Raw genomic sequence first — 21,732 nt, 5'->3', positions numbered from 1 at the left:
AAATATGATGACGATATATTTTTGATCTAGATGGAATCGAAACAACTCAAACAATTTTTGGCGGTGGCCGAAGAGAAAAATTTCACTCGTGCAGCTCAGTCTCTGCATATCGCGCAGCCTGCCTTGAGTGTCTCAATCAAAAAGCTCGAACAAAGCCTCGGTGTGACTCTATTTAAACGTGATGACAAACAGATCGCACTGACAACGGAAGGGCAAACCTTGTATGAACATGCCAAACGAGTCGTACAGCAACTGCATGATGCGGAGTTGGCGATGAATGAACTGAAGGGGCTTGAGAAAGGTGAGGTGCGCCTCGGTGCGCCAAGCATGATGGGCAGCTATTTCTTTCCAGAAATTTTAATGGCCTTTAAAAGCCATTATCCCAACCTCAAACTGACACTGATTGAAGCGGGGACGCAGTCGATTCGTAAGATGCTGCTTGATGGGGATTTGGACATTGGTGTGATCACGGAAAACGACGTACCGGACGATTTAGAAATCGACCACCTATTCTCTAGCCAGATGATGGCGGTTGTCGGCAGCGAGCATCCGTTATCGCAACGAGCATCACTCACCTTTGAAGAATTCTTTCAACATGAACTGGTGATGTTCAAATCGGGTTATTTCCACCGCGATTTTCTCGATCATTTTAGCCAGCAGCATGGCATTGAAATGCAGTATTCTTTTGAAACCAATCTATTGCCATTGATTTTGAAGATCGTAAAGCGAGAGTTTGCCATTACAGCATTGCTTCAACTGGTGACCGAGAATGAGAGTGGCGTGGTCGGCGTGCCATTTTCTCCGCCCGTCACCCTCAACCTAGCACTGGCTTGGCGACGTGGCGGCTATCTTTCGGTGGCGGATCGCACCTTTATCGAATTTATAAAGCAGTATGTTTAGCTGTGATCACTTATCGCCATACATGCGTTCAAAGTTCTTCGGGTTCCAACCAATCATCAAGCGGTCACCGATTTTAAGTACTGGCACAGAGCGCGCACCAATCGCGTCGAGCTCTTTACGGCCGCGATGCATCTTGGCATTACACAAGCGGTATTGAATGCCTTTGCTATCCAGATAGCGCTGCGCATCTTTGCAGTGTGGACATTTGTCTTTGATATAGAGGACGACACGTTTCATCTTGTCTTGCCATGTAATGAAAAGGGGCGCAAGTGTAGCCAATTTCGCTGCGGACGAAAAGAAAAAGCGATGAATCAAGGGGCGGAGTCAGGTAAACTAGCGCGCTTTGAAAAATGATCAGGTCTGATTCCATGATGCATCCGTCACTTCGCTACATTCAGGGTTACCCGCAGCATATCGTGCAGCAAGTGGCCCAATTGATTGAGTCGCAACGTTTAATTCCTTGGTTTGATAAACGCTACCCAGCACGTCACGACATTCGCAGCGAAAAAGCGTTGTTTGACTACGCGATGCAGATCAAAAACCAGTTTATGAAGAAAACGGGCCCCATCAGTAAAGTGGTGTACGACGGAAAAATTCATCTGATTAACAATGCCCTCGGCTTGCACAGTGTCGTGTCTCGCAACCACGGCGGAAAACTAAAATCGAAAAATGAGATTCGCATTGCCAACGTATTTAAAGAGGCGCCGGAGCCTTTGCTGCGCATGTTGGTTGTGCACGAACTGGCGCACATTAAAGAGAAAGAGCATGATAAAGCCTTTTACTCTCTTTGCTGCTACATGGAGCCGGACTATCACCAACTGGAGCTGGATGCTCGTCTGTTTATGATTTACCTCGATTTAAAAGCTCAGGAAGCAAAAAAATAATGACGAACAAACGAAAATCAGCCAAACCATTAGAGTCTGCGAAACGAGCCCCAACACCGCACAAGAAAAAAAGTTGTGATCTCAATATGTCTGAATCGAGTTGTGATTTTGTCAAAGTCACGCGTGCTGGGCTGCATTCGCGCAACAAACATCAAGGGCGTTACGATTTTGCTAAGTTAACGCAGGCGCTGCCATCGCTTGCTCCTTTTGTGATCAAAAATCCTAAAGGGGAGGCGAGTATCTCTTTTTCAGATTCAACTGCGGTAAAAATGCTCAATAAAGCGCTGCTCAGTGCTTACTATCAAGTGGCAAATTGGGACATCCCAGCAGGCTACTTGTGCCCACCAATCCCAGGGCGTGCGGATTACATCCATCGTCTAGCGGAGCTCTTGGAAGGAGAGGTGAAAGGTAAATTTCCTCATGAGAAAGTTCAGGCGTTGGACATCGGTGTTGGTGCAAACGCCATCTATCCCATTATTGCGATTTGTGACTATCGTTGGTCTTACACCGGTAGTGATGTTGACCCTAAATCGATTGAGTCCGCGCAGCGTATTGCCGACTCTAACCCTGTACTGCAGGGGCAGCTTGATCTCAAATTGCAAGACCAGTCTCAGCATATTTTCCAAGGCATTATTGGCCCCACAGACTACTTTCATGTGACGACATGCAACCCGCCATTTCACGCTTCGGCGCAGGAAGCGGCGTTTGGCACACAACGAAAATTAGACAACCTCGCTGCCAACCGTTTGAAAAAAGGTGTAACAGCAAAAGCTGGTTCACAAAAAATCTCGAAAAACAAACCTATACTTAACTTCGGAGGTCAAAATTCTGAGTTGTGGTGCCAAGGTGGAGAATCCTCCTTCTTGAAGCGCATGGCGAACGAAAGTGAGCGTTTTGCCCATCAGGTTTTGTGGTTCAGTACGCTCGTTTCGAAGAAAGACAACGTAAGACCTCTACGTAAACAGTTGGAAAAATTAGGTGTACGCAGTATTCGTGTCGTCGAAATGAGCCAAGGACAAAAGGTCAGTCGCTTTGTTGCTTGGTCATTTATGGACAAACAACAAAGAGGGGAGTGGATAAAACTGCGAGGGTGATGGAGACCATTATCCCGAGTTAAAAACGAATAGGTTGCGTAATAGGAGGGCATGCGATGGATTTTGAAATTTATCTACCCTGTCAGCCAGATTGGTTGTGTGAAAGCTTCCTGAGCGTTTTTACCATTCTGCTCATCATTGGCTTAGTTGCGTTTATTCGGATTATTTACCGTGAATATCTGACGATTAAGAGAAAAACGAAGGTGCGTAAGTTACGCAATACGCACCGAAAAGATCGCTACAAAATCCGCAACTCAACGTCAAGACGTTGAGTAATGTGGGCGGTAAAACCATAAAAAAACCTCTGCTTTTTGGGCAGAGGTTTTTGTTGGTCGCGCCTTTTGATTTCACACGCCAGCACTCGTTAGCCTTGGCGGGCCGTCAATTTGTCCAATTCACTCTGATACTTTTTCACCAACGCCACATTACCTGCTTTGTCTTCTAAATCGATCATCAGTTTAAGCGAGGGGATTTGCAGCCCATAGCTTTGGTGGAAGCGCATCAAACGTAGGCGTGCTTGGGTGTAGTTACCAGCATCCACTTCCAGCTTCGCTAGGTTCAAAATGGATTTAGGGCGGTGTGGGTCGTAGTCAATTGCACGAGTAAAATAGGTTTGCGCTTTTACATTTTCTCCCGCCTTCAGAGCACAAAAAGCGGCGTTTTCATAGCTGGCAGGAATCAAGTAGTAGTATGGCTGCTCAATAGCACGATTAAACAAACGATCCGCTTTGTCATACTCGCCCTTTTTGCATAAAAACGTGCCGTAGTTGTTCAATACGTTGCCGTTTTTGGGGTGCTGACGAGCCGATTTTTGATAAATATCTTCAGCTTTGCCGTTTTCACCGACACGCTCGTAGTAGTGGGCCATGGAAAGCTGTGCTCGGTAATAATCAGGAGCGTGTGTCAGGGCTTGTTGTAAGTTGTCATGGGCTTTGATCATCGCGCCATTTTCGAGATAGCCAAGCCCCAAGGCAATGCGAGATTCTGCCATGCCAATTGGGTCCGGATCTTTTTGTGCTTGGCCTTCAGTGACTGTGACACACCCGGTCAAAAGGGTAAGTGCTACCAATTGCGGCAAAAGAAGAGTTTGTTTTTTCATCGTTTTCGTTCTTTTTAATGTGGCCTGAAGAGATGATAAATCCTTGGGGTCTATTGCCTATCAATCGACATCGACAATGCGAGTCACTTTGCATAAACGACAACAGGCCGCCTCAAAGGCGACCTGTTGTAAAAAAGGTTTGATATCGTGTGGCGCTATTCGTCTTTGGTGAACGCGTCTTCGCTGAAATGATCGAGATCGTAAGGCGTTTGTTGGTAAACGCAATAGTTCAACCAGTTCGAGAAAAGCAGGTGTCCGTGGCTACGCCAGCTTGCAATTGGCGGATTATCTGGGTTGTCATTGGGGTAGTAGTTAACCGGAATTGCCGGTTCCATGCCTTCACCCAAATCGCGAATGTATTCATTGTGCAGCGTGTGCGGGTCATATTCTGGGTGGCCAGTAACAAAGACGTTGCGCTTGTCTTTGGTGGTGGCTAGGTAAACGCCTGCATCGTCAGACGTCGCGAGAATATCCAAATCGGTGTGTTCTGCGAGATACTCTGGCGAAAAATCGGCGTAGCGAGAATGGGGGGCCAAAAAGGAATCATCAAAGCCACGTAAAACCGGATGATAAGGTTTGTGAATACGGTGGTGATACACGCCAGAGAGCTTCTCTTTACGTGTCTGCTTTGGCAAATTGTAAAGCAATTTCAGGCCTGCTTGCGCAGCCCAACAGACATACAGAGTTGAGGTAACGTGTGATTTCGCCCATTCCATGATGGTTTTGAGGTGATCCCAATAAATCACATCTTCAAACTGCACCAAGCCTAGCGGCGCACCTGTGATGATCAATCCATCAAAGTTACGGTTTTTCACCATCTCGAATTGACGATAAAAATTGTCGAGATGTTCAGTCGGGGTGTTTTTGCTCGGGCGATCGTCAATACGCAGCAGCTCGACATTGACCTGGAGAGGGCTGTTAGAGAGCAGGCGTAAAAACTGAGTTTCTGTCTCAATTTTTTTCGGCATCAAATTGAGAATCAGTACCCTCAGCGGACGAATTTCTTGCTTGGCGGCACGAGTTTCACTCATGACGAAGATGTTTTCAGTTCGCAAAACATCTGCCGCTGGTAATTGATCTGGAATACGAATAGGCACAGCTTTCTCCCTAAGCTAATCTCTTTTGGACGTCTATACATCTAAACCTATCCTATTTTTTTTGTGATGTCGACAGGCAAAAGGGGGCGAAAGGAAATTTTATTGTGACAATTTTGCGAGAGAAAAATGTGCACCTACTAAGAGGTGCACAGACGTGGTTTATGGGTTCAGGGCTTCGATGAGGATCAACTCGCGTTTAAGATGTTGTTTCTCAGCAGGATATGCTTCCTCAATTTTAGCAAGGCGAGAAGTAATGGCTTCGTTTTTAGCCTGTGGATTAGTGAACACCAGTGCTTTGACATTTATTGAAGCAATGTTGGTGTAGCGGCCATCTTCACTGGCAGGTACATCGATTTTGCCTTTGTTGATCAACTGTTTGACGATCGCCCCTTCTTTCTCAAACCCCTGCAAACCAGAGAGTTTCCAGCGTTGCATCGGTTGGCCAACGTATTGTCCTTGTTTCTGCTCGGTGAGGTAGCGGATGGTGAGATTTCGGATGGTGCCTTGTTCCTCTCCATATTTTGCTTCGGTATCAAACAGAACAGGGAAAGTTTGGCCCTCTAACACACCGCCTTTTTGGGTCAAATGGCCCATACGGTAGCTGTTCATGCCGAGGCGAATCTCGCTGTCGTCTAACACGGGTTTGCCATCGGCAAACTTGAGATCAGTAATGCGCTGGCCTGCTGGCTGAGTTAAGTCGATGGTGTAGGTGACGCCCGCGAAGAAGTCGTTGGTTGAGTACTTTGAGGCGCGTCTTTCAGGATTGAAGCTGTATGTCACATCCCCCGGTTGCACCGAATTGAAGTAACCAGCAGACCACTCCATGTACTGTTTCAACTCTTTGCCTGTCATTTGGTAAACCGTGATCTCACCGCCTGCATATTGGTAGTTGTACGCGATGTCTTTAGCTTTGATTGGGCCTACGTCCAGCTTGGCGTTGTCATTGTCAATTTGCAGTGCAATGACGTTGGCTTGAGGTGCATAGAAAAAACTTGCTTCTTGGAAAAGAGCGCTGATCCCTGTGTCTTGAATATGCACTTGCGGGATACCGCGAATGTCGTTTTCTGGTACTAAGTTGACGCCAGTTAGCTGCGCTACTTCGCGGTTGGCCATTTCACGCAGACGCTTGTGATACGGTTCGTAGAGTGATTCCATTTTGTCATCCGAATCGATGCCCTTGATCTTGTAGGTGTAGCTGTCTTTGTTGATCAAGGTGAATTGGCCATTTTGCTCTTCAAACTGCAAGTCAATGCGTGACAGCGCGCGGCCATATTTGTCGGGCTCGGTGATGATGACGCCATTGACCACGGCTTTATCAATGCGCGTATGCATGTGGCCGGCCACAATGGCATCAAGCTCTGGATTTCCGTTGGCAATGTCGGTGACACCGGTGTCTGCGATGTCGTTTTCATTGTCTAGGCCCATGTGGGCAACTAGTACAATCGCATCGACTTTGCCCTCAATCTGCTTGACGATTTTTTTCACTTCCAGCGTCGGGTTGGTGAAGGTCATCCCTTCAAGGCGATTGGTTCCTTCAGCGAAGACTTGCGTCATGGGCGTGTCCATTCCGATCACGCCGATTTTTATCCCACCACGCTCAATGATGGTGTAACCCGGCAAAAACGGGTTGCCATCAGGGCGTTGAATGTTGCCTGCCAGAGAGGTGCCTTTGAATTGGGTGAGAGAGCGATTAAGCACGTTCAAGCCAAAATCAAACTCATGATTGCCTAATACCCAAACGTCATAGTTCATCTCATTGAAGCCGAGCATCATTGGATCGATCGGCTCTTCTTTAAACGTTTCGACAAAGTTGCCTTGAATGGTGTCACCTGCGTCGACCAAAATGACGTTATTTTGTTCTTGGCGAATCGCTTTTACTTTGGTGGCGATTTGGCTCAGGCTGCCGCTCATATTGAGTTTGTCCGCGGCGTAGTCCCAAGGCATAAAATGGCCGTGAAGGTCAGATGTGCCGAGAATAGTGACGTTATGGATATCGCCATTCGCGGCGAGGGCTGGAAAAGTCAGGGAGAGCGCAATTGCACTGGTTAAAAGGGTCTTTTTCATTTGATTATCACGTTATTAATTAAAACTAAATGCATAGTAATCATTTGAATAGCAACTAAATGTGATGATTATCGATAAATCCATGAAAGATAAACTCTCGTTTCATTGCTTTGCGAGATCTAAAGAACTTTCAACGGAATGGGTGATCAGACTTTGGGTTTAAGAGGAAACTAATATGAGAGGAAACAAATAACAGAGAAAACGCACTGGCAGGGCCAGTGCGTCAAAGGGATTACTTGGCTAAGTAGTGAGTCAAAAATTCGGTGATTTTGACCATGTCCGCAATGGCAATGAACTCTTCTGTTGTGTGTACTTTTGACATGCCGGTCGACAGATTGACCGTCGTTAAACCCTTGGCATTGAAGTTATTAGCATCACTACCGCCTCCAGTGCCTTTGGTTATGGCGTCTACACCAATGTCCGCAAAAGCTTGCTTAATTTCCACGACGTGAGGATGGTCATCGCTAAGCACAAACGCGTTGTACGCGCGGCTCGATTCAATCTCCACTTTCGCACCATGTTCTTCGGCGACACGCTCAAAAGTCGTGATCATGTGCTCGACTTGTGCATCGAGCTTTTCTGCATTGAGCGAGCGAGCTTCCGCAACAATTTTCAACTCTGGCATGACAATGTTTGTCGCCTGACCGCCGTGAACCGAACCAATATTGGCAGTCGTTTCCGAGTCAATACGCAGCAGTTTCATTTGATTGATGGCATCGGCGGCTACCATAATGGCACTGATGCCTTCTTCTGGCGCCAAACCTGCGTGAGCAGGGCGACCTTTAATCGTAGCGACGATTTTCTGTTGGCCAGGTGCTGCCGTGACAATAGAGCCAATTGGGCCACCTGTATCCAGTACAATCGCTTGCTGAGCCGTGACGTAGCTCATATCAAAATATTCGGAACCAAACAGGCCGCCTTCTTCATGCACAGTAAAGGCAAGCTCTATGGTTTTGTGCTGTTGATTTTGCTCTTTCAGCAGACGCACGGCTTCCATAATGGCAGCGATGCCCGATTTGTCATCACCACCAAGAATGGTGTTTCCTTTTGAACGGATAATGCCATCTTCAATCACAGGTTCAATGCCATTGCCCGGCGCCACGGTATCCATGTGACAACTTAATAAGATGGAACCTTCAAGCTCACCCTCTAAGCGTGCATAGACGTTAAAGCCATTCGAGATGTGTTCTGGCACAGGCAGTTTGTGCACGCTAAAGCCCATGTCGCCGAGCTGTTCAGCCAGCGCTTCGGCAATTGCTTTTTCATTCATCGACTCACTGTCGATGCGCACTAACTGACAAAAATGCTCGATAAGACGTTCTTGGTTTACTGGAATCATTCGGCTGATCTCTCTTTTGCTGTGGGCAGCGCCCGTGTAGGAACAGAATGCTCTATTGTGCATAGTTGGCAGACAATAAAACTGCGTTGAATCAAATAAACGGACGGACTGACACAATAATGACGTTTGAAACAACGGGAAAATAATCATTACTCAGTGGTTAACATAAAATTTACATTTACGATTGGTCTGTAAATTGGCTCGTACAACGCAAAGGGGTAATCGAAGAGGGAATGGCACGCTTTTGTGTCAAATTATGGTTATTCGCTTTTGGTGTAACAAATGCTTTACATTTTGGCGTGTGGATTGAGTTTTTCTCCAGTAGACAGGCGCTATTCCAATTCTTCTGACTCTGGTTCAAGTTAACAAAGTGTTAACCAAAATAAAACGCAGTCTAAAAGGAGAAAGTCATGGTGGATGCAATCAACCCACTGGGCACAGACGGATTTGAGTTTGTCGAATACACCGCCGCCGATAACACAGGTATCGAGCAGCTTAAGCATTTGTTTTCCTCGCTGGGCTTTGCGGAAGTCGCCAAGCATCGCTCGAAAGAAGCTTGGTTATATCGCCAGGGCGATATCAACTTTGTCGTTAATGCTCAGCCGCACAGTCAGGCTGAGGAGTTTGCAAACGTTCATGGACCTTCAGTATGTGGGATGGCATTTCGAGTGCAAGATGCAGCGTCAGCACTTAAGCACGCATTGACCAATGGCGCAGAAGAATACAAAACAGAAATAGGACCGATGGAACTGAGTATCCCTGCTGTGCATGGCATTGGTGGCAGTTTGCTCTATTTTGTTGATCGCTACGGTAAGCAGAGTATCTACGATGTCGACTTTCGTTTTTATGACGACTCCGCTCAGCGCCTGGCGAACTCGGATGTCGGCTTGTATGAAATTGACCACCTTACCCACAACGTAAAACGCGGCAACATGGATACTTGGGCGGGATTTTATGAGCGTATTGGTAACTTCCGTGAAATTCGTTATTTCGATATTGAAGGGAAACTCACTGGTCTGGTGAGCCGAGCCATGACCGCACCGTGTGGCAAAATTCGTATCCCAATTAATGAATCATCAGACGATAAGTCACAAATCGAAGAGTTCATTCGTGAATACAATGGCGAAGGTATTCAGCACATCGCGCTCACCACCGATGATATCTACCAAACGGTTCAAACGCTGCGCGAGCGCGGTATGGACTTTATGCCAACGCCGGATACTTACTACGATAAAGTGGATACGCGTGTGGAAGGGCACAAAGAAGATGTCAACCGACTACGAGATCTGCGCATTCTGATCGATGGTGCTCCTTTGAAAGATGGCATCTTATTGCAGATCTTTACCCAAACAGTGATTGGCCCAGTCTTCTTTGAAATCATTCAGCGTAAAGGCAATGAAGGGTTTGGTGAAGGCAACTTTAAAGCCCTTTTTGAATCGATTGAAGAAGATCAGATTCGTCGCGGAGTATTGAACGATGCATAAATGGATCACCTTTCCTCATCGGGAAGGTGTCTGCTCCAAGCAGGCACACGCCGATTTTCCTGAAGAGGCGATTTACGAACGTGAAGCGGGGCGCAGTGGGTTCTTTGGCCCTGCTGCGCATTTCCATCATCAACATGCGCCAACAGGTTGGGTCGATTGGCAAGGCGATTTAAGACCGAGAGCGTTTGATTTCACTCGCGTGACCAGCGCTAATCAAGCCTCTCCTTGGAGCGTGCCGCATTTGCTTCACAATCACGAATGCAAAGTCCGGGTCTGGAAAACCCAAACCAAGATGGAGTTTCTGGCGCGAAATGCGGATGGCGACGAACTGCTCTTTATTCATCAAGGAAAAGCGGACCTTTATTGTGACTATGGCCATTTGGCAGTGGGGGAAGGGGATTACGTGATGATCCCGCGTTCCACTAACTGGCGTTTGGAGCCGTCAGAGGCGATGTTTATTTTGATGATTGAAAACACCGATGCCGCGTATTCACTGCCAGAGAAAGGATTAGTTGGTAATCATGCGGTGTTTGACCCTGCGGTACTTGAAACGCCGTCGATCAACGATCAGTTCAAAGCGCAATACTCAGAGCAAGAGACGCGTGTGGAAGTGAAACGCCACGACAATGTGAGCGTGATTACCTATCCGTTTAATCCATTGGATGCCATTGGTTGGCATGGTGATCTCTCCGTAGTGAAACTGAACTGGCGCGATATACGCCCTTTGATGTCTCATCGTTATCACTTGCCACCATCGGCGCACACCACCTTTGTTGGTAACGGCTTTGTTGTTTGCACCTTTGTTCCGCGCCCGATCGAAAGTGACCCTGGTGCGTTGAAAGTGCCGTTTTATCACAACAACGACGATTATGATGAAGTGTTGTTCTACCATGCAGGGGATTTTTTCAGCCGCGACAACATTGAAGCGGGTATGGTGACGTTCCACCCAGCAGGCTTTACCCATGGGCCACATCCTAAGGCATTCAAAGCAGGCCAAGAGTACAAGAAAAAGTTCACCGACGAAGTCGCGGTGATGATTGATACGCGTCATGCATTAACGTTTGCACAAGAACTCGACAGTGTAGAAAACAAAGAATACGTCTACAGTTGGCGTGAAAACCAAAAATAACACGGACGACAGAACAGCAAGGTTTGAGAAGGGAAGAGAGATGAAATTAGCAACGAAAAAGAATGCGCATCGTGATGGTGAGTTGATCGTCGTCAGCCGCGATTTGAGCCGTTATGTTTCCGCGGCCGACATCGCGCCGACATTGCAGCTTGCATTGGATCATTGGTCTGTGTGCGAACCCAAGTTGAAAGAGCTTTATCAAGCGCTCAATCAAGGCGAGGTAGCGGGAAGTTCACCATTTGAAGAGACCTTGGTTCATTCACCGTTACCGCGTGCTTATCAGTGGGCCGATGGCTCTGCGTACGTCAATCACGTGGAGTTGGTGCGCAAAGCTCGTGGTGCTGAAATGCCAGAAAGCTTTTGGACAGATCCGCTCATGTACCAAGGGGGATCCGATTCCTTTATTGCCCCTCGAGACAACATCGAGTTTGCCAGTGAAGAGTGGGGTATTGATTTTGAAGGCGAAGTCGCGGTGATCACGGGAGACGTGCCAATGGGGGCGAGCATTGCGCAAGCGCAAGAGTCAATTCGTTTGGTGATGCTGGTTAATGACGTTTCGTTGCGTGGCCTGATCCCTGCTGAATTAGCCAAAGGCTTTGGCTTTTTTCAATCCAAACCCTCTTCTGCGTTTTCTCCCGTCGCGGTGACTTTGGATGAACTGGGCGATGCTTGGTATGAGAACAAGCTTCATTTACCACTGATTTCCACCTACAACGACAAGCCTTTTGGTAAGCCGAACGCAGGGGTTGATATGACCTTCGATTTTGCCGATCTGATTGTGCATGCAGCGAAAACGCGTCCACTGTCTGCAGGGGCAATCATAGGCTCTGGTACTGTGTCGAATAAACAAGGAACCGATCACGGCACTTCGATTGAAGAAGGTGGTGTGGGTTACTCGTGTATTGCCGAAATTCGCATGATTGAAACGATTCGTGATGGTCAAGCCAGCACGTCATTTATGCGTTTTGGCGATTCTATCCGCTTAGAAATGTTCGATGCGCAAGGGCAATCTATTTTTGGTGCGATTGAACAACAAGTGAGTCGTTATCAGCATAAATGAGGTTGGTATGGAGACAAGTCTTAAACTCTACGGTTATTGGCGATCGTCTGCCGCCTATCGCGTGAGGATCTGCTTAAACTTGAAGCAGCTCTGTTATGAAAACCATTCGATTCATTTAGTGAAAAATGGCGGAGAGCAGCATCTAGCACAGTACCATGCACTCAATCCCAATGAGCTGGTGCCCGTGTTGGTGGATGGGGAGCTGGTTCTCAATCAGTCATTGGCGATCATTCAGTATCTCGATGATAACTATTCATCGACTCAAGTGATCCCGTCCATTGGGCCACTCAAGTATCAAGCGTTGGCGTTGGCGCAAGACGTTGCGGTTGATGTTCATCCTCTGAATAATCTTCGGGTCTTGCAGTATCTCGAAGGGACCTTGGAGGTGGATGAAGAGCAAAAGCGCTTGTGGGTGCATCATTGGATTCACATGGGTTTTAAAGCAGTGGAAGAAAAGCTATTAGCTCACCGTAAACACTATGGCGAGTGCGTTTTTAGCATCAGTTCTAGTCCAAGTATCGTCGATATATGTTTGGTCCCTCAGGTTTATAACGCCCTCCGTTTTGGCGTAAACATGACACCGTATCCAACCATCAATGCCGTCGTCGCCGCTTGTAATCAACTGCCTGCATTCGATCTCGCTAAGCCCGAAAATCAGCCTGACGCTCAACTTTGAATTTGCCGATAGCGTTGTGATTCCTTGTTGGTAGATGTGTCAATTCAAGACTACATTTACTTGCAAGGGATCAAAATTAGGGGGCGTTATGTTCCGTTCAGTTCTGTTTCTACTTGCATCCTTGTTGGCAACAGTCACGATAGCGAAATCGGATCTTCAATCGATCACTTATCTGACCGAAGAGTACCCGCCTTATAACTTTACCGAAAATGGTGAACTGCATGGTATCGCTGTGGACCTGTTAGTAGCGGCAACGGCAAGGGCAACGCAACCTGTCGCTAAAGAAGACATTTCCGTTCAGCCTTGGGCTAGAGCATACCGTACCGTGCTGATCAATAAAGACACGGTGCTTTTTTCGACCACACGCACCAAATTGAGAGAGAACTTGTTCAATTGGGTAGGGCCGATCAGTGCCACTCGTATTGTTGTTATGGCTAAGAAAAGCGCGCAGATTTCTATTAAGCGCCCCAATGACTTGATTCAATATCGTATTGGTGTCATTCGTGATGATGTTGGTGAACAGCTCCTGCTTGAATTGGGCGTCCCGCGGAACTCAATGCAAGAGAGCTCCTATGCAGCCACCTTGGCGGAGCAACTTTACAAAGGGCGGATCGATCTTTGGGCGTATGAAGAAAATGTCGCAAAATGGTGGATATCCAAAGGTGGATTCAACTCTGAAGATTTTGAACCTGTGTATGTTCTGCAAGAAGGGGAGCTCTATTATGCGTTTAACAAAGACGTTGATGGCGCCTCAGTGAGAGCATTACAGCAAGCCATTGATGCACTAAAACACACCAGCGATGATGAGAATCAAACCTTCTATCAAAGCATTGTGAGTAAATATCGCTAGCAGAGTGGGATTGGTGTTTATTGGCCAATGTTTAACGACGCCCAACAGAGGCGTCGTTCAATCATCTCATCATTAATAGCTCAATTAGCTCACTTTCGGTGCTGGGTTCACGCGATAGCTGAATCTCTTCTGAACAACCCCCCTTCAGCATATACGCCGTGGTGCCGCAATGATCGTAGTGATACCACTTTCCTTCGATACACACATCGGTGTAACAGCGTGGGTCTTGTTTCAACTCCATGATTTATCTCCTACATCCTTGTTATTTATCTGAGTGTGTTTTTGGTTAACAATTCATTAACCAAATTCACTCTAATCAGTGCTGCGCCATGATTGTTTGATCTAAATCAATCTGAAACGTGAACTCTACCAAAGTAGTAGCATCGACGTGTGCCAACGGCGGGTTTTCACTTGTCATCAACCCGGTTTACACATAGTGTATTCAACAAGTAAGGCTATGTTTTGAGTGTAATTAACCGATGACGAATATCTTTATTATTGTCGCGCTACTGATTTTGTTTTTTTTCGTAATACAGAAATACGTCGTCAAACAGGATGATACCAAGGAATATGCCTATCGCTCGAAAGGCTCGGTGTTGAAAGGGCATGAAGTGGCATTTTTCAATGCGCTGAAAACCGCGGTTGGCGAACATGGCGTGGTGTTTGCCAAAGTGAATATGAGTAATGTGGTTGCGCCACGCGACATCAATAGCAAAAAGCAGTTGTTTATCGCCAGCAACCGTATTTCACGTATGTATTTTGACTATGTCATCTGTGACCCGCGCACGTTTGAACCGCGTGTGATCATTGAATTGGATAACGGCAAAGAGCTCAACAAAGTCAAAGTTGAACGGGAAAAGTTACTGATGCAAGTGTGCAAAACCGCCAATATCCCTCTAATTGGTACGTCGATTAAGCACAGTTATCAAGTGGGACGACTAAGACGCTTGCTCGCTGCGCATATCGACTTGATTGAACCAGACAAAGAAGTACGCTTTTGTAAAAAATGCGGCAGTCCGATGATCATCAAAATTGCTTCCCAGGGAGAATTTAAAGGGCGGCGCTTTTTTACCTGCAGCCGTCAGCCAAACTGTACCTACACCGAAAACTACAATGTAGTGTTCGATGTGGACGAGGATGATTGATCTTTCATCCCTATACCGCCCAAAACGACCTATATTGTATATAAGGATAAGAATGAGGGCGTTCTATGAGATGGTTTGCAATAGCGTTGTTTGTGTTTCACTTTTCCGCCGTGGCAGCTCAGCCTAAAACCTTGACTTTAGTTCTCCCCACTCAACTCGATGGTTCCCATCTTTTTTACCATGAATTATTACGCCAATCGCTCGACAGCATTGGCGTAAAGCTAACCATCAAAACGCCTTTTGAGCATATTCCGCAAAAACGCTTAGTCAAGATGGTGGAGAATAACCAGCTCTCTTTGATGTGGTTACTGCAAACAAAAGAGAGAGATGCACAATACCCTTATGTGAATGCGCCCGTTACCAATGGCTTGATTGGTCAGCGCGTTTTGCTTATTCCCAAAGGCGCTCAGCCCCAATATGACTCAATCAATAGCCTTGATGAGTTACGTCAAAGTGGGTTAACGGCTGGGCTTGGTTATGCGTGGTACGATGTCGATGTGTGGTTGCAAAATGATTTGCCATTTTATGAGCAAGATGGTGAGTGGCGAATGCTGTATCACAAACTCTCAACTCAAGGCTCTATTAACTATTTCCCGCGTGGTGTGAACGAGGTAATGGCCGAATCGAGACTCAATCCTCAGTTGGAAATCGAACAACACTTACTGCTCATTTATCAGCGTGATTTTCGTTTTTACTTAAGTGAAGGAGCAAAGCAGCACAAAGCGTTGCTGGAGAGAGCGCTGCTCAAAGCGGAGAAAAGTGGCTTATTGCAGCGGTTGATCGATCAATATTGGGCGACAGAGATCACTCAGCTCCAATTGAACAAACGTAAAGTGCTCAAGCTTGTCACGCCATGAAATGTGAATTAGATCAAATCGCTACAAGTGAAAAAGGCTAAAAACAGAGCAAAAAGATTAGGAATAGAGCAAATGGCACTAAAAGGGCAAAAATATGCTTGCGCCTAACACCGTCACTGGGTAATATCCTCCTCGTTCTCAAGGAATGCGTCCGTAGCTCAGTTGGTTAGAGTATCGCCTTGACATGGCGGGGGTCGGTGGTTCGAGTCCACTCGGACGCACCATTCAAACGAATGGTTAGTTGAGAACAGTGCGTAAAGCGTCCATAGCTCAGTTGGTTAGAGTACTACCTTGACATGGTAGGGGTCGGTGGTTCGAGTCCACTTGGACGCACCATATTCGTTCTTTTAGAACAAACACAAAGCCCGCTCAAATGAGCGGGCTTTGTCGTTTCTATCTTCTATCTACTCTTTATCTTCTGATATTGATTTGTGCGTATAGCCTATGACAGAAGCGTTACATCGCATTTGCCACTACCTGATTTCGACCTTGAGATTTCGCCAAATAGAGCGCCTGATCGGCACGTTTAATCAAATTATCAATGTGATCTTCTGGGTGCAAATCTGTCAGGCCGATACTCAACGTTAGGCTTCTACCTGATAGCATTGCCAGTTGTTTAGCCTCAATGGTTTGGCGAATTGTCTCAGCCAACTTCTGCGCTTGTGAAAGGTTGCAGCTCTTCAAAATGACAAGAAATTCTTCTCCACCGTAGCGAAAAGCCAGATGTTCAGTTGGCAGAAGCGATTGAATCTCTTCAGCGCAACGTTTCAAAATGTTGTCGCCTTCTAAATGGCCGTAAGTGTCATTGATCAACTTAAAATGGTCGATATCAAGCATCAGTGCCGAGAGTGGCTGCTGTGATTCTTGCGAGGTGTGTACGAGTTGTGGCAGCTGTTGTTCAAGCCCGTGACGGTTAAAGAAGCCCGTCAGGTTATCCTTGAAAGACATTTCTTGTAGCGAGGAGATCAAGCGCTCGTTGATCAGCCAAACCAGCCCAAACGTGGTAATCGCAATGTTGAGTGTGCCAAACAAATACGACATTTGCAGTACGAATAGACTAGCATCTGACGCATTGAAGTATTGATCCTCTGGCCAAATAGAAAAGTAGATTGCACGAATCAACTCAATAGTGCCGATGATACTGAACGACGCGGCGATGATGTTAACAGGTACGGGAGAGTCACTTGCGAGGCCCTTACGAACGTTATACGCCGTCATATAGAGCGTGAGGGACATAAAAGCGGCCACAACGACAATGCGAGTGCTGAGTGAAGGGGCAACATAGGTGAAATAAACAAAACTCAGCGCAAGGGGAATAAGAAGAGAGAAAGAGATTTGTGCAAAGCGATTGTGGATTTTACGGAACTTGCTGTAACCGTGGAGGAAGCACGAGAACCCGGCACTAATCATAACATTGGCAATAACGATAGAAACGAAGTCTGGTAGGAGACCTCTCAGTGCTATCAATCCCGTTGATGAGCCTACCAGCATCAGTGCGAGGACAAACGTCATTAAGTTATGGTGTTTGATGTGTGCACGGTTAAAAAGCGCAAGCCCAATGCCATAAGATAAACAAATACACGATGTAACTATACAAAGTGTTCTGAGGTCGAGTGTAAGTGTCATTCTCTCTAAACTAATTCCTTTTAGTACAGTGAAAAGAGTCTATGTTATCGCCTGGTTAGCAGCAAGTTAATGTGGCGAATGTCTTGATTTCGATACCCTTTAACAGAGTTTTTCGTGGATTAATTGTTCAACATGTGGAAAGAATGAACAATTGATGGGTTATCTCGTCAACATAGAAGGTTATTTCTACGAATTATATCTATGCGCATGGTTTTATGTGATTGTTTTTAAATTACAATTTTATCGACTTGTAATGAATGAGAGTCATAGTTGAAAAATGGGAGAGAACAACTTGGTAAGAGAACAAATCAAGAATTTTCTTTACCTAGCTAGGAGATAGAAAAAAGAAAACGATTTCATTTTTTTGTTAAAAACACTTGTTCTTTTCTAAGAACCAAGTATAGTGTTGCTCAGCTCTTACAAAGAGTGCATGTGTTAGATTAAGTAAAAGTTCCTTCTCAGTTAGTTCTCGATATACCTCGTTAAACCTGCGTAAACTTTCTCTCGATAGACCATTCATGCACTTGTAATAGCCAGAAATGTTTAATGTAAATTTTTAATAGAGGTCACTATGTCTGGTAAAATGACTGGTACAGTAAAATGGTTCAACGAGACTAAAGGTTTTGGTTTTATTTCTCAAGACAACGGCGGCAAAGATGTATTCGTACACTTCCGTGCTATCGTTTCTGAAGGCTTCAAAACTCTTGCTGAAGGTCAGAAAGTAAGCTTCAACGTTGAAGAAGGTCAAAAAGGCCCACAAGCTTCTAACGTTACAGTTATCTAAGCTTGTTTTACTTGTGGTTTAACCACGAGAAGAATATTAAACGGGTGCTCGAAAGAGCACCCGTTTTTCGTTGGTATTTAGAGAAAGTTTGCCTAAACGAATTTTTGTGAGTGAGAGTAGAAGTGAACCCTATTGTTGTTAGTGTTGGCTTGTTAATTTGTAGCAATGTTTTTATGACATTTGCTTGGTACGCCCATCTCAAAGAGTTGAACAATAAACCATGGATTATTGCAGCATTGGTGAGTTGGGGGATCGCACTTTTTGAATACCTGCTCCAAGTACCTGCGAACCGCATTGGATACACGGCACTCAATGTAGGCCAGCTTAAAATTCTACAAGAAGTGATTACCTTGATGGTGTTTGTGCCGTTCTCTGTGTTCTATTTACGTGAACCACTGAAACTAGATTACCTGTGGGCTGGTTTGTGTTTGGTTGGCGCCGTCTATTTTGCGTTTCGCAGTAAGTTTTCATAAAAAAGCCCCCTAGCGAGCATGTAAGCTAAGGGGCTTTGAGTGCAAGTTTAATCAGTGATTCGATTAGATATCGAAGCGATCCGCATTCATTACTTTAGTCCAAGCGGCCACAAAGTCTTTCACGAACTTCTCTTTATTGTCATCTTGAGCGTACACTTCAGCGTAAGCACGCAAGATAGAGTTAGAACCAAACACTAAGTCAACACGAGTTGCCGTCCATTTCACATTGCCACTGTTACGCTCAACAATATCGTAAGAGTTGCGACCAGTTGGCTTCCAGGTGTAGCGCATGTCTGTCAAGTTCACAAAGAAGTCATTACTTAGTGCACCAATATTATCGGTAAACACACCGTGCTTCGTATCACCATGGTTCGTACCAAGTACACGCAAACCACCAATCAATACCGTCATCTCTGGGGCGCTTAAACCCAACAACTGAGCTCGATCCAGCAGCAACTCTTCAGGATTGACCGCATAGTGTTGTTTCTGCCAGTTGCGGAAGCCGTCTGCAATCGGTTCAAGGACTTCGAAAGATTCCACATCGGTTTGCTCGATAGTGGCATCACCGCGACCTGCTGCAAATGGAACGGTGATTGCAATACCAGCGGCTTTCGCTGCTTGCTCTACACCCACATTACCTGCAAGCACGATGGTGTCTGCCACACTGATGTTGAACTCAGAAGCAATTGCTTCAAGGACATGAAGCACTTTCGCGAGTTTTTCTGGTTCGTTGCCTAGCCAATCTTTCTGTGGCGCAAGTCGAATACGAGCACCGTTAGCACCACCACGTTTATCTGAGTTGCGGAAAGTGCGTGCGCTATCCCACGCGGTTGAAACCAATTCACCAGTACTCAAACCACTTGCGATGATCTTCGCTTTCACTGCATCTACGTCGTAGTCTTTACGACCAGTCGGAACAGGATCTTGCCAAATCAACTCTTCCGCAGGGACATCTGGGCCAAAGTAGCGTGCTCTTGGTCCCATGTCGCGGTGAGTCAGTTTAAACCAGGCGCGAGCGAAGGTTTCAGAGAAGTAAGCAGGATCTTTGTGGAATCGCTCAGAAATCTTACGGTACTCTGGGTCCAATTTCAGCGCCATATCCGCATCGGTCATGATTGGGTTGTGGCGAATCGTTGGATCTTCCACATCAACCGGTTTGTCTTCCTCTTTGATGTTCACTGGTTCCCATTGCCATGCACCAGCAGGGCTCTTCTGTAACCACCAATCGTAGCTAAATAGCAGATGGAAGAAGCCGTTATCCCATTGTGTGGGGTTTGTCGTCCATGCGCCTTCAATACCACTGGTCACCGTGTCGCGGCCAATACCACGTGACTTGTGGTTGTTCCAACCTAGGCCTTGTTCTTCCAAATCGGCACTTTCTGGATCGGCACCTAAGTTTGCTGCGTTGCCGTTACCGTGTGCTTTACCAACCGTGTGACCACCCGCCGTCAGTGCAACAGTTTCTTCATCATTCATCCCCATGCGAGCAAACGTCACACGCATGTCTTTGGCTGTTTTTAGCGGGTCAGGATTACCATCCACACCTTCAGGGTTAACGTAAATAAGGCCCATCATCACAGCAGCAAGCGGGTCCTCTAGGTCACGTTCACCAGAGTAGCGGCTGTTTTCTGCACCAGATGGCGCCAACCATTCTTGCTCTGCACCCCAGTAAATGTCTTTTTCTGGATGCCAGATGTCTTCACGACCGAAGGCAAAACCAAAGGTTTTCAAACCCATTGATTCGTACGCCATGTTACCTGCAAGGATCATCAAATCAGCCCAGCTAATTTTGTTGCCGTACTTTTGCTTAATTGGCCAAAGTAGACGTCTCGCTTTATCGAGGTTGGCGTTATCAGGCCAAGAGTTCAACGGAGCAAAACGTTGGTTTCCGGTATCCGCACCACCACGGCCATCACCCACACGATAAGAACCTGCAGAGTGCCACGCCATACGGATCATCAAACCGCCATAGTGTCCCCAGTCTGCTGGCCACCAATCTTGGCTGTCAGTCATCAGCGCTTTGAGATCGCGTTTCAGTGCTTCGACATCCAGTTTTTTGAGCTCTTCACGGTAACTGAAATCGGCACCCATTGGGTTGGATTTACGGTCATGTTGATGAAGGATGTCGAGATTGAGGGCCTTTGGCCACCAAGCAACATTAGATGAATTTGAAGAAGTGGCGCCGCCATGCATTACTGGGCATTGGCCGCTGGTGTGGGTAGGTTTGTGTTCCATGTGTTGCTCCTTGTCGGTCGCATTATTCTAAGGGAGGTGTCAACACGCCGAAGAATCAGTTGACGACGAACGCTGCACCTTGATGAAACTAATCCTATGTCTTATGTAGGGTTTTATCTAATTCGTTGTCTCTATTCCTTTGATAGGTAAATTCTGTTTAAACGTTCGAAATAAGGTCATGTTTTGAAACCACTCATCCGAAAACGAGTGGTTCGATAGGGGAGAACGCTAGATAAAACGTTCTGGATGGTCAGAGAAGATGGCATCCACTTTGTCGAGATAGCGGAACTTATCTGCCTGATTAACGGTATAGCACCAAATTTGATATCCGCTTGTTTTTAAATCGCGAATGTGTTTTTCTGTGATCCAGCGATAGTTGAGGTTGCAGCTAAATGCGTTGACTTCTTTGAGTACTTGTCGGTCTCGTTGAGATAAGCGCTCGCTGAGTACGCCCAGCTTATAACCAGGACAGTGTTGATGAAGTTGTAAGATGATGTCGTGGCTAAAACTCGATAGCAGAATTATATCAGCGGTTAGTGGGCTCTTGTCCAAGAGGTTTTTCAGATTCAAAGCCACTTTTCCCACATCGTGGTTGTCGACTTTCACTTCGATATTGAGCCCTAAATCGTATTCTGCCGCTAGATTGAGCAACGATTCCAAGGTCATAATTTGTTCGCCAGCAAACGCTTCATCGAACCATCCTCCAAAATCGAAGGCTTGCAGTTCCTTCAAACTGTAGGCATCGACACGGCCTTTGCCGTTACTACAGCGATCGATCGTATGATCGTGGCAGACGACCAACACATTATCTTTGGTCGGTTGTACATCTATTTCAACCCAGCTTAGGCCAAGATCAATCGCAGCTTGGACGCTAACTCGGGTATTCTCAGGGTAAGAACCAGCCACACCACGGTGGCCGACAATCATTGGAGGCAT

Annotated in this window: 22 protein-coding genes and 2 tRNA genes; 15 read left to right on the top strand and 9 right to left on the bottom strand. The window is 46.3% G+C overall.

What is annotated here, in order from left to right:
• Positions 1 to 30: 30 nt before the first annotated feature.
• Entirely contained in the window at positions 31 to 900 is an 870-nt protein-coding gene (locus AOT11_RS00330; RefSeq protein WP_017422186.1) for a LysR family transcriptional regulator, read from the top strand.
• Between the two features lie 6 nt (positions 901 to 906).
• On the opposite strand, the gene AOT11_RS00325 is transcribed toward AOT11_RS00330, so the two are convergent.
• Complete coding sequence (locus tag AOT11_RS00325) at positions 907 to 1,137, bottom strand: glutaredoxin family protein (RefSeq protein ID WP_011080612.1); 231 nt, start codon at positions 1,135 to 1,137, stop codon at positions 907 to 909.
• Positions 1,138 to 1,271: 134 nt separating this feature from the next.
• Between AOT11_RS00325 and AOT11_RS00320 the strand changes: the two genes are divergently transcribed.
• The 3 genes from AOT11_RS00320 to AOT11_RS00310 are packed head-to-tail and all read left to right on the top strand — an operon-like array spanning position 1,272 to position 3,150.
• On the top strand, positions 1,272 to 1,784 hold the full coding sequence (locus AOT11_RS00320; RefSeq protein ID WP_026050708.1) for a YgjP-like metallopeptidase domain-containing protein: 513 nt from the start codon (positions 1,272 to 1,274) through the stop codon (positions 1,782 to 1,784).
• Positions 1,784 to 2,878: a 23S rRNA (adenine(1618)-N(6))-methyltransferase RlmF gene (gene rlmF, locus AOT11_RS00315; protein ID WP_017422184.1), complete on the top strand. Its 1,095-nt coding sequence runs from the start codon at positions 1,784 to 1,786 to the stop codon at positions 2,876 to 2,878. Before AOT11_RS00320 ends, rlmF begins: the two co-directional genes overlap by 1 nt.
• Positions 2,879 to 2,934: 56 nt before the next feature.
• Positions 2,935 to 3,150: a hypothetical protein gene (locus AOT11_RS00310; RefSeq protein ID WP_017422183.1), complete on the top strand. Its 216-nt coding sequence runs from the start codon at positions 2,935 to 2,937 to the stop codon at positions 3,148 to 3,150.
• 92 nt (positions 3,151 to 3,242) lie between these two features.
• Here the strand turns inward: AOT11_RS00310 and pilW are convergent, their stop codons facing one another.
• The 4 genes from pilW to AOT11_RS00290 form a co-directional block, all read right to left on the bottom strand.
• Positions 3,243 to 3,977 (bottom strand): type IV pilus biogenesis/stability protein PilW, encoded by a 735-nt coding sequence (gene pilW, locus AOT11_RS00305; protein WP_017422182.1) that lies wholly within the window; start codon positions 3,975 to 3,977, stop codon positions 3,243 to 3,245.
• A gap of 155 nt (positions 3,978 to 4,132) precedes the next feature.
• Positions 4,133 to 5,074, bottom strand: coding sequence for a homoserine O-acetyltransferase MetA (gene metA, locus AOT11_RS00300; protein ID WP_017422181.1), 942 nt, complete (start codon positions 5,072 to 5,074; stop codon positions 4,133 to 4,135).
• Between the two features lie 159 nt (positions 5,075 to 5,233).
• Positions 5,234 to 7,138, bottom strand: a complete 1,905-nt coding sequence (locus AOT11_RS00295) for a bifunctional metallophosphatase/5'-nucleotidase (RefSeq protein WP_017422180.1) — start codon at positions 7,136 to 7,138, stop codon at positions 5,234 to 5,236.
• A gap of 232 nt (positions 7,139 to 7,370) precedes the next feature.
• Positions 7,371 to 8,477, bottom strand: a complete 1,107-nt coding sequence (locus tag AOT11_RS00290) for a M20/M25/M40 family metallo-hydrolase (RefSeq protein ID WP_026050707.1) — start codon at positions 8,475 to 8,477, stop codon at positions 7,371 to 7,373.
• Positions 8,478 to 8,887: 410 nt separating this feature from the next.
• Here AOT11_RS00290 and hppD point away from each other — a divergent pair, with 410 nt between their 5' ends.
• The 5 genes from hppD to AOT11_RS00265 are packed head-to-tail and all read left to right on the top strand — an operon-like array spanning position 8,888 to position 13,676.
• The gene (hppD, locus tag AOT11_RS00285; RefSeq protein WP_017422178.1) at positions 8,888 to 9,961 is read left to right on the top strand and encodes a 4-hydroxyphenylpyruvate dioxygenase; all 1,074 of its coding nucleotides are present in this window, start codon (positions 8,888 to 8,890) and stop codon (positions 9,959 to 9,961) included.
• On the top strand, positions 9,954 to 11,090 hold the full coding sequence (locus AOT11_RS00280) for a homogentisate 1,2-dioxygenase (RefSeq protein WP_017422177.1): 1,137 nt from the start codon (positions 9,954 to 9,956) through the stop codon (positions 11,088 to 11,090). Before hppD ends, AOT11_RS00280 begins: the two co-directional genes overlap by 8 nt.
• Positions 11,091 to 11,130: 40 nt before the next feature.
• Positions 11,131 to 12,150: a fumarylacetoacetate hydrolase family protein gene (locus AOT11_RS00275; protein ID WP_026050706.1), complete on the top strand. Its 1,020-nt coding sequence runs from the start codon at positions 11,131 to 11,133 to the stop codon at positions 12,148 to 12,150.
• Between the two features lie 7 nt (positions 12,151 to 12,157).
• The gene (maiA, locus tag AOT11_RS00270; RefSeq protein WP_017422175.1) at positions 12,158 to 12,826 is read left to right on the top strand and encodes a maleylacetoacetate isomerase; all 669 of its coding nucleotides are present in this window, start codon (positions 12,158 to 12,160) and stop codon (positions 12,824 to 12,826) included.
• 34 nt (positions 12,827 to 12,860) lie between these two features.
• A complete protein-coding gene (locus AOT11_RS00265) occupies positions 12,861 to 13,676 on the top strand; it encodes a substrate-binding periplasmic protein (RefSeq protein WP_017422174.1) in 816 nt (271 codons plus the stop codon).
• A gap of 61 nt (positions 13,677 to 13,737) precedes the next feature.
• Here the strand turns inward: AOT11_RS00265 and AOT11_RS00260 are convergent, their stop codons facing one another.
• Positions 13,738 to 13,917 (bottom strand): hypothetical protein, encoded by a 180-nt coding sequence (locus tag AOT11_RS00260; RefSeq protein ID WP_011080599.1) that lies wholly within the window; start codon positions 13,915 to 13,917, stop codon positions 13,738 to 13,740.
• 238 nt (positions 13,918 to 14,155) lie between these two features.
• Here AOT11_RS00260 and AOT11_RS00255 point away from each other — a divergent pair, with 238 nt between their 5' ends.
• The 4 genes from AOT11_RS00255 (at position 14,156) to AOT11_RS00240 (ending at position 16,014) form a co-directional block, all read left to right on the top strand.
• Positions 14,156 to 14,821 carry a DUF2726 domain-containing protein gene (locus AOT11_RS00255; RefSeq protein WP_011080598.1) on the top strand — a complete coding sequence of 222 codons (666 nt, stop codon included), beginning with the start codon at positions 14,156 to 14,158 and terminating at the stop codon, positions 14,819 to 14,821.
• A gap of 65 nt (positions 14,822 to 14,886) precedes the next feature.
• Positions 14,887 to 15,678, top strand: a complete 792-nt coding sequence (locus AOT11_RS00250) for a hypothetical protein (protein WP_017422173.1) — start codon at positions 14,887 to 14,889, stop codon at positions 15,676 to 15,678.
• A 147-nt stretch (positions 15,679 to 15,825) separates the two neighbouring features.
• Positions 15,826 to 15,902: transfer RNA gene (locus tag AOT11_RS00245), tRNA-Val, on the top strand.
• A gap of 35 nt (positions 15,903 to 15,937) precedes the next feature.
• Positions 15,938 to 16,014, top strand: a tRNA-Val gene (locus AOT11_RS00240).
• A 120-nt stretch (positions 16,015 to 16,134) separates the two neighbouring features.
• On the opposite strand, the gene AOT11_RS00235 is transcribed toward AOT11_RS00240, so the two are convergent.
• Positions 16,135 to 17,190: a GGDEF domain-containing protein gene (locus tag AOT11_RS00235; protein WP_223848421.1), complete on the bottom strand. Its 1,056-nt coding sequence runs from the start codon at positions 17,188 to 17,190 to the stop codon at positions 16,135 to 16,137.
• 685 nt (positions 17,191 to 17,875) lie between these two features.
• Here AOT11_RS00235 and cspE point away from each other — a divergent pair.
• Both cspE and AOT11_RS00225 read left to right on the top strand, forming a co-directional pair.
• Positions 17,876 to 18,088 carry a transcription antiterminator/RNA stability regulator CspE gene (cspE, locus tag AOT11_RS00230; protein ID WP_011080595.1) on the top strand — a complete coding sequence of 71 codons (213 nt, stop codon included), beginning with the start codon at positions 17,876 to 17,878 and terminating at the stop codon, positions 18,086 to 18,088.
• A gap of 122 nt (positions 18,089 to 18,210) precedes the next feature.
• Positions 18,211 to 18,561, top strand: a complete 351-nt coding sequence (locus AOT11_RS00225) for a DMT family protein (protein WP_011150137.1) — start codon at positions 18,211 to 18,213, stop codon at positions 18,559 to 18,561.
• 63 nt (positions 18,562 to 18,624) lie between these two features.
• Here AOT11_RS00225 and katG read toward each other — a convergent pair whose 3' ends face one another.
• Positions 18,625 to 20,796, bottom strand: a complete 2,172-nt coding sequence (gene katG / locus AOT11_RS00220) for a catalase/peroxidase HPI (protein ID WP_017422171.1) — start codon at positions 20,794 to 20,796, stop codon at positions 18,625 to 18,627.
• Positions 20,797 to 21,024: 228 nt separating this feature from the next.
• Positions 21,025 to 21,732: a glycerophosphoryl diester phosphodiesterase gene (locus tag AOT11_RS00215; RefSeq protein WP_017422170.1), complete on the bottom strand. Its 708-nt coding sequence runs from the start codon at positions 21,730 to 21,732 to the stop codon at positions 21,025 to 21,027.

It is taken from the genome of Vibrio vulnificus NBRC 15645 = ATCC 27562, assembly GCF_002224265.1.
Lineage (GTDB): Bacteria > Pseudomonadota > Gammaproteobacteria > Enterobacterales > Vibrionaceae > Vibrio > Vibrio vulnificus.
This window is presented reverse-complemented; position numbering and strand designations above follow the sequence as displayed.

Excerpts from the sequence above, each read along its gene's own strand:
- AOT11_RS00330 (WP_017422186.1), top strand. The coding sequence starts at position 31 with ATGGAATCGAAACAACTCAAACAATTTTTGGCGGTGGCCGAAGAGAAA.
- AOT11_RS00325 (WP_011080612.1), bottom strand. The coding sequence starts at position 1,137 with ATGAAACGTGTCGTCCTCTATATCAAAGACAAATGTCCACACTGCAAA.
- AOT11_RS00320 (WP_026050708.1), top strand. The coding sequence starts at position 1,272 with ATGCATCCGTCACTTCGCTACATTCAGGGTTACCCGCAGCATATCGTG.
- rlmF (WP_017422184.1), top strand. The coding sequence starts at position 1,784 with ATGACGAACAAACGAAAATCAGCCAAACCATTAGAGTCTGCGAAACGA.
- AOT11_RS00310 (WP_017422183.1), top strand. The coding sequence starts at position 2,935 with ATGGATTTTGAAATTTATCTACCCTGTCAGCCAGATTGGTTGTGTGAA.
- pilW (WP_017422182.1), bottom strand. The coding sequence starts at position 3,977 with ATGAAAAAACAAACTCTTCTTTTGCCGCAATTGGTAGCACTTACCCTT.
- AOT11_RS00295 (WP_017422180.1), bottom strand. The coding sequence starts at position 7,138 with ATGAAAAAGACCCTTTTAACCAGTGCAATTGCGCTCTCCCTGACTTTT.
- AOT11_RS00290 (WP_026050707.1), bottom strand. The coding sequence starts at position 8,477 with ATGATTCCAGTAAACCAAGAACGTCTTATCGAGCATTTTTGTCAGTTA.
- hppD (WP_017422178.1), top strand. The coding sequence starts at position 8,888 with ATGGTGGATGCAATCAACCCACTGGGCACAGACGGATTTGAGTTTGTC.
- AOT11_RS00280 (WP_017422177.1), top strand. The coding sequence starts at position 9,954 with ATGCATAAATGGATCACCTTTCCTCATCGGGAAGGTGTCTGCTCCAAG.
- AOT11_RS00275 (WP_026050706.1), top strand. The coding sequence starts at position 11,131 with ATGAAATTAGCAACGAAAAAGAATGCGCATCGTGATGGTGAGTTGATC.
- maiA (WP_017422175.1), top strand. The coding sequence starts at position 12,158 with ATGGAGACAAGTCTTAAACTCTACGGTTATTGGCGATCGTCTGCCGCC.
- AOT11_RS00265 (WP_017422174.1), top strand. The coding sequence starts at position 12,861 with ATGTGTCAATTCAAGACTACATTTACTTGCAAGGGATCAAAATTAGGG.
- AOT11_RS00260 (WP_011080599.1), bottom strand. The coding sequence starts at position 13,917 with ATGGAGTTGAAACAAGACCCACGCTGTTACACCGATGTGTGTATCGAA.
- AOT11_RS00255 (WP_011080598.1), top strand. The coding sequence starts at position 14,156 with ATGACGAATATCTTTATTATTGTCGCGCTACTGATTTTGTTTTTTTTC.
- AOT11_RS00250 (WP_017422173.1), top strand. The coding sequence starts at position 14,887 with ATGAGATGGTTTGCAATAGCGTTGTTTGTGTTTCACTTTTCCGCCGTG.
- AOT11_RS00235 (WP_223848421.1), bottom strand. The coding sequence starts at position 17,190 with ATGACGTTTGTCCTCGCACTGATGCTGGTAGGCTCATCAACGGGATTG.
- cspE (WP_011080595.1), top strand. The coding sequence starts at position 17,876 with ATGTCTGGTAAAATGACTGGTACAGTAAAATGGTTCAACGAGACTAAA.
- katG (WP_017422171.1), bottom strand. The coding sequence starts at position 20,796 with ATGGAACACAAACCTACCCACACCAGCGGCCAATGCCCAGTAATGCAT.
- AOT11_RS00215 (WP_017422170.1), bottom strand. The coding sequence starts at position 21,732 with ATGCCTCCAATGATTGTCGGCCACCGTGGTGTGGCTGGTTCTTACCCT.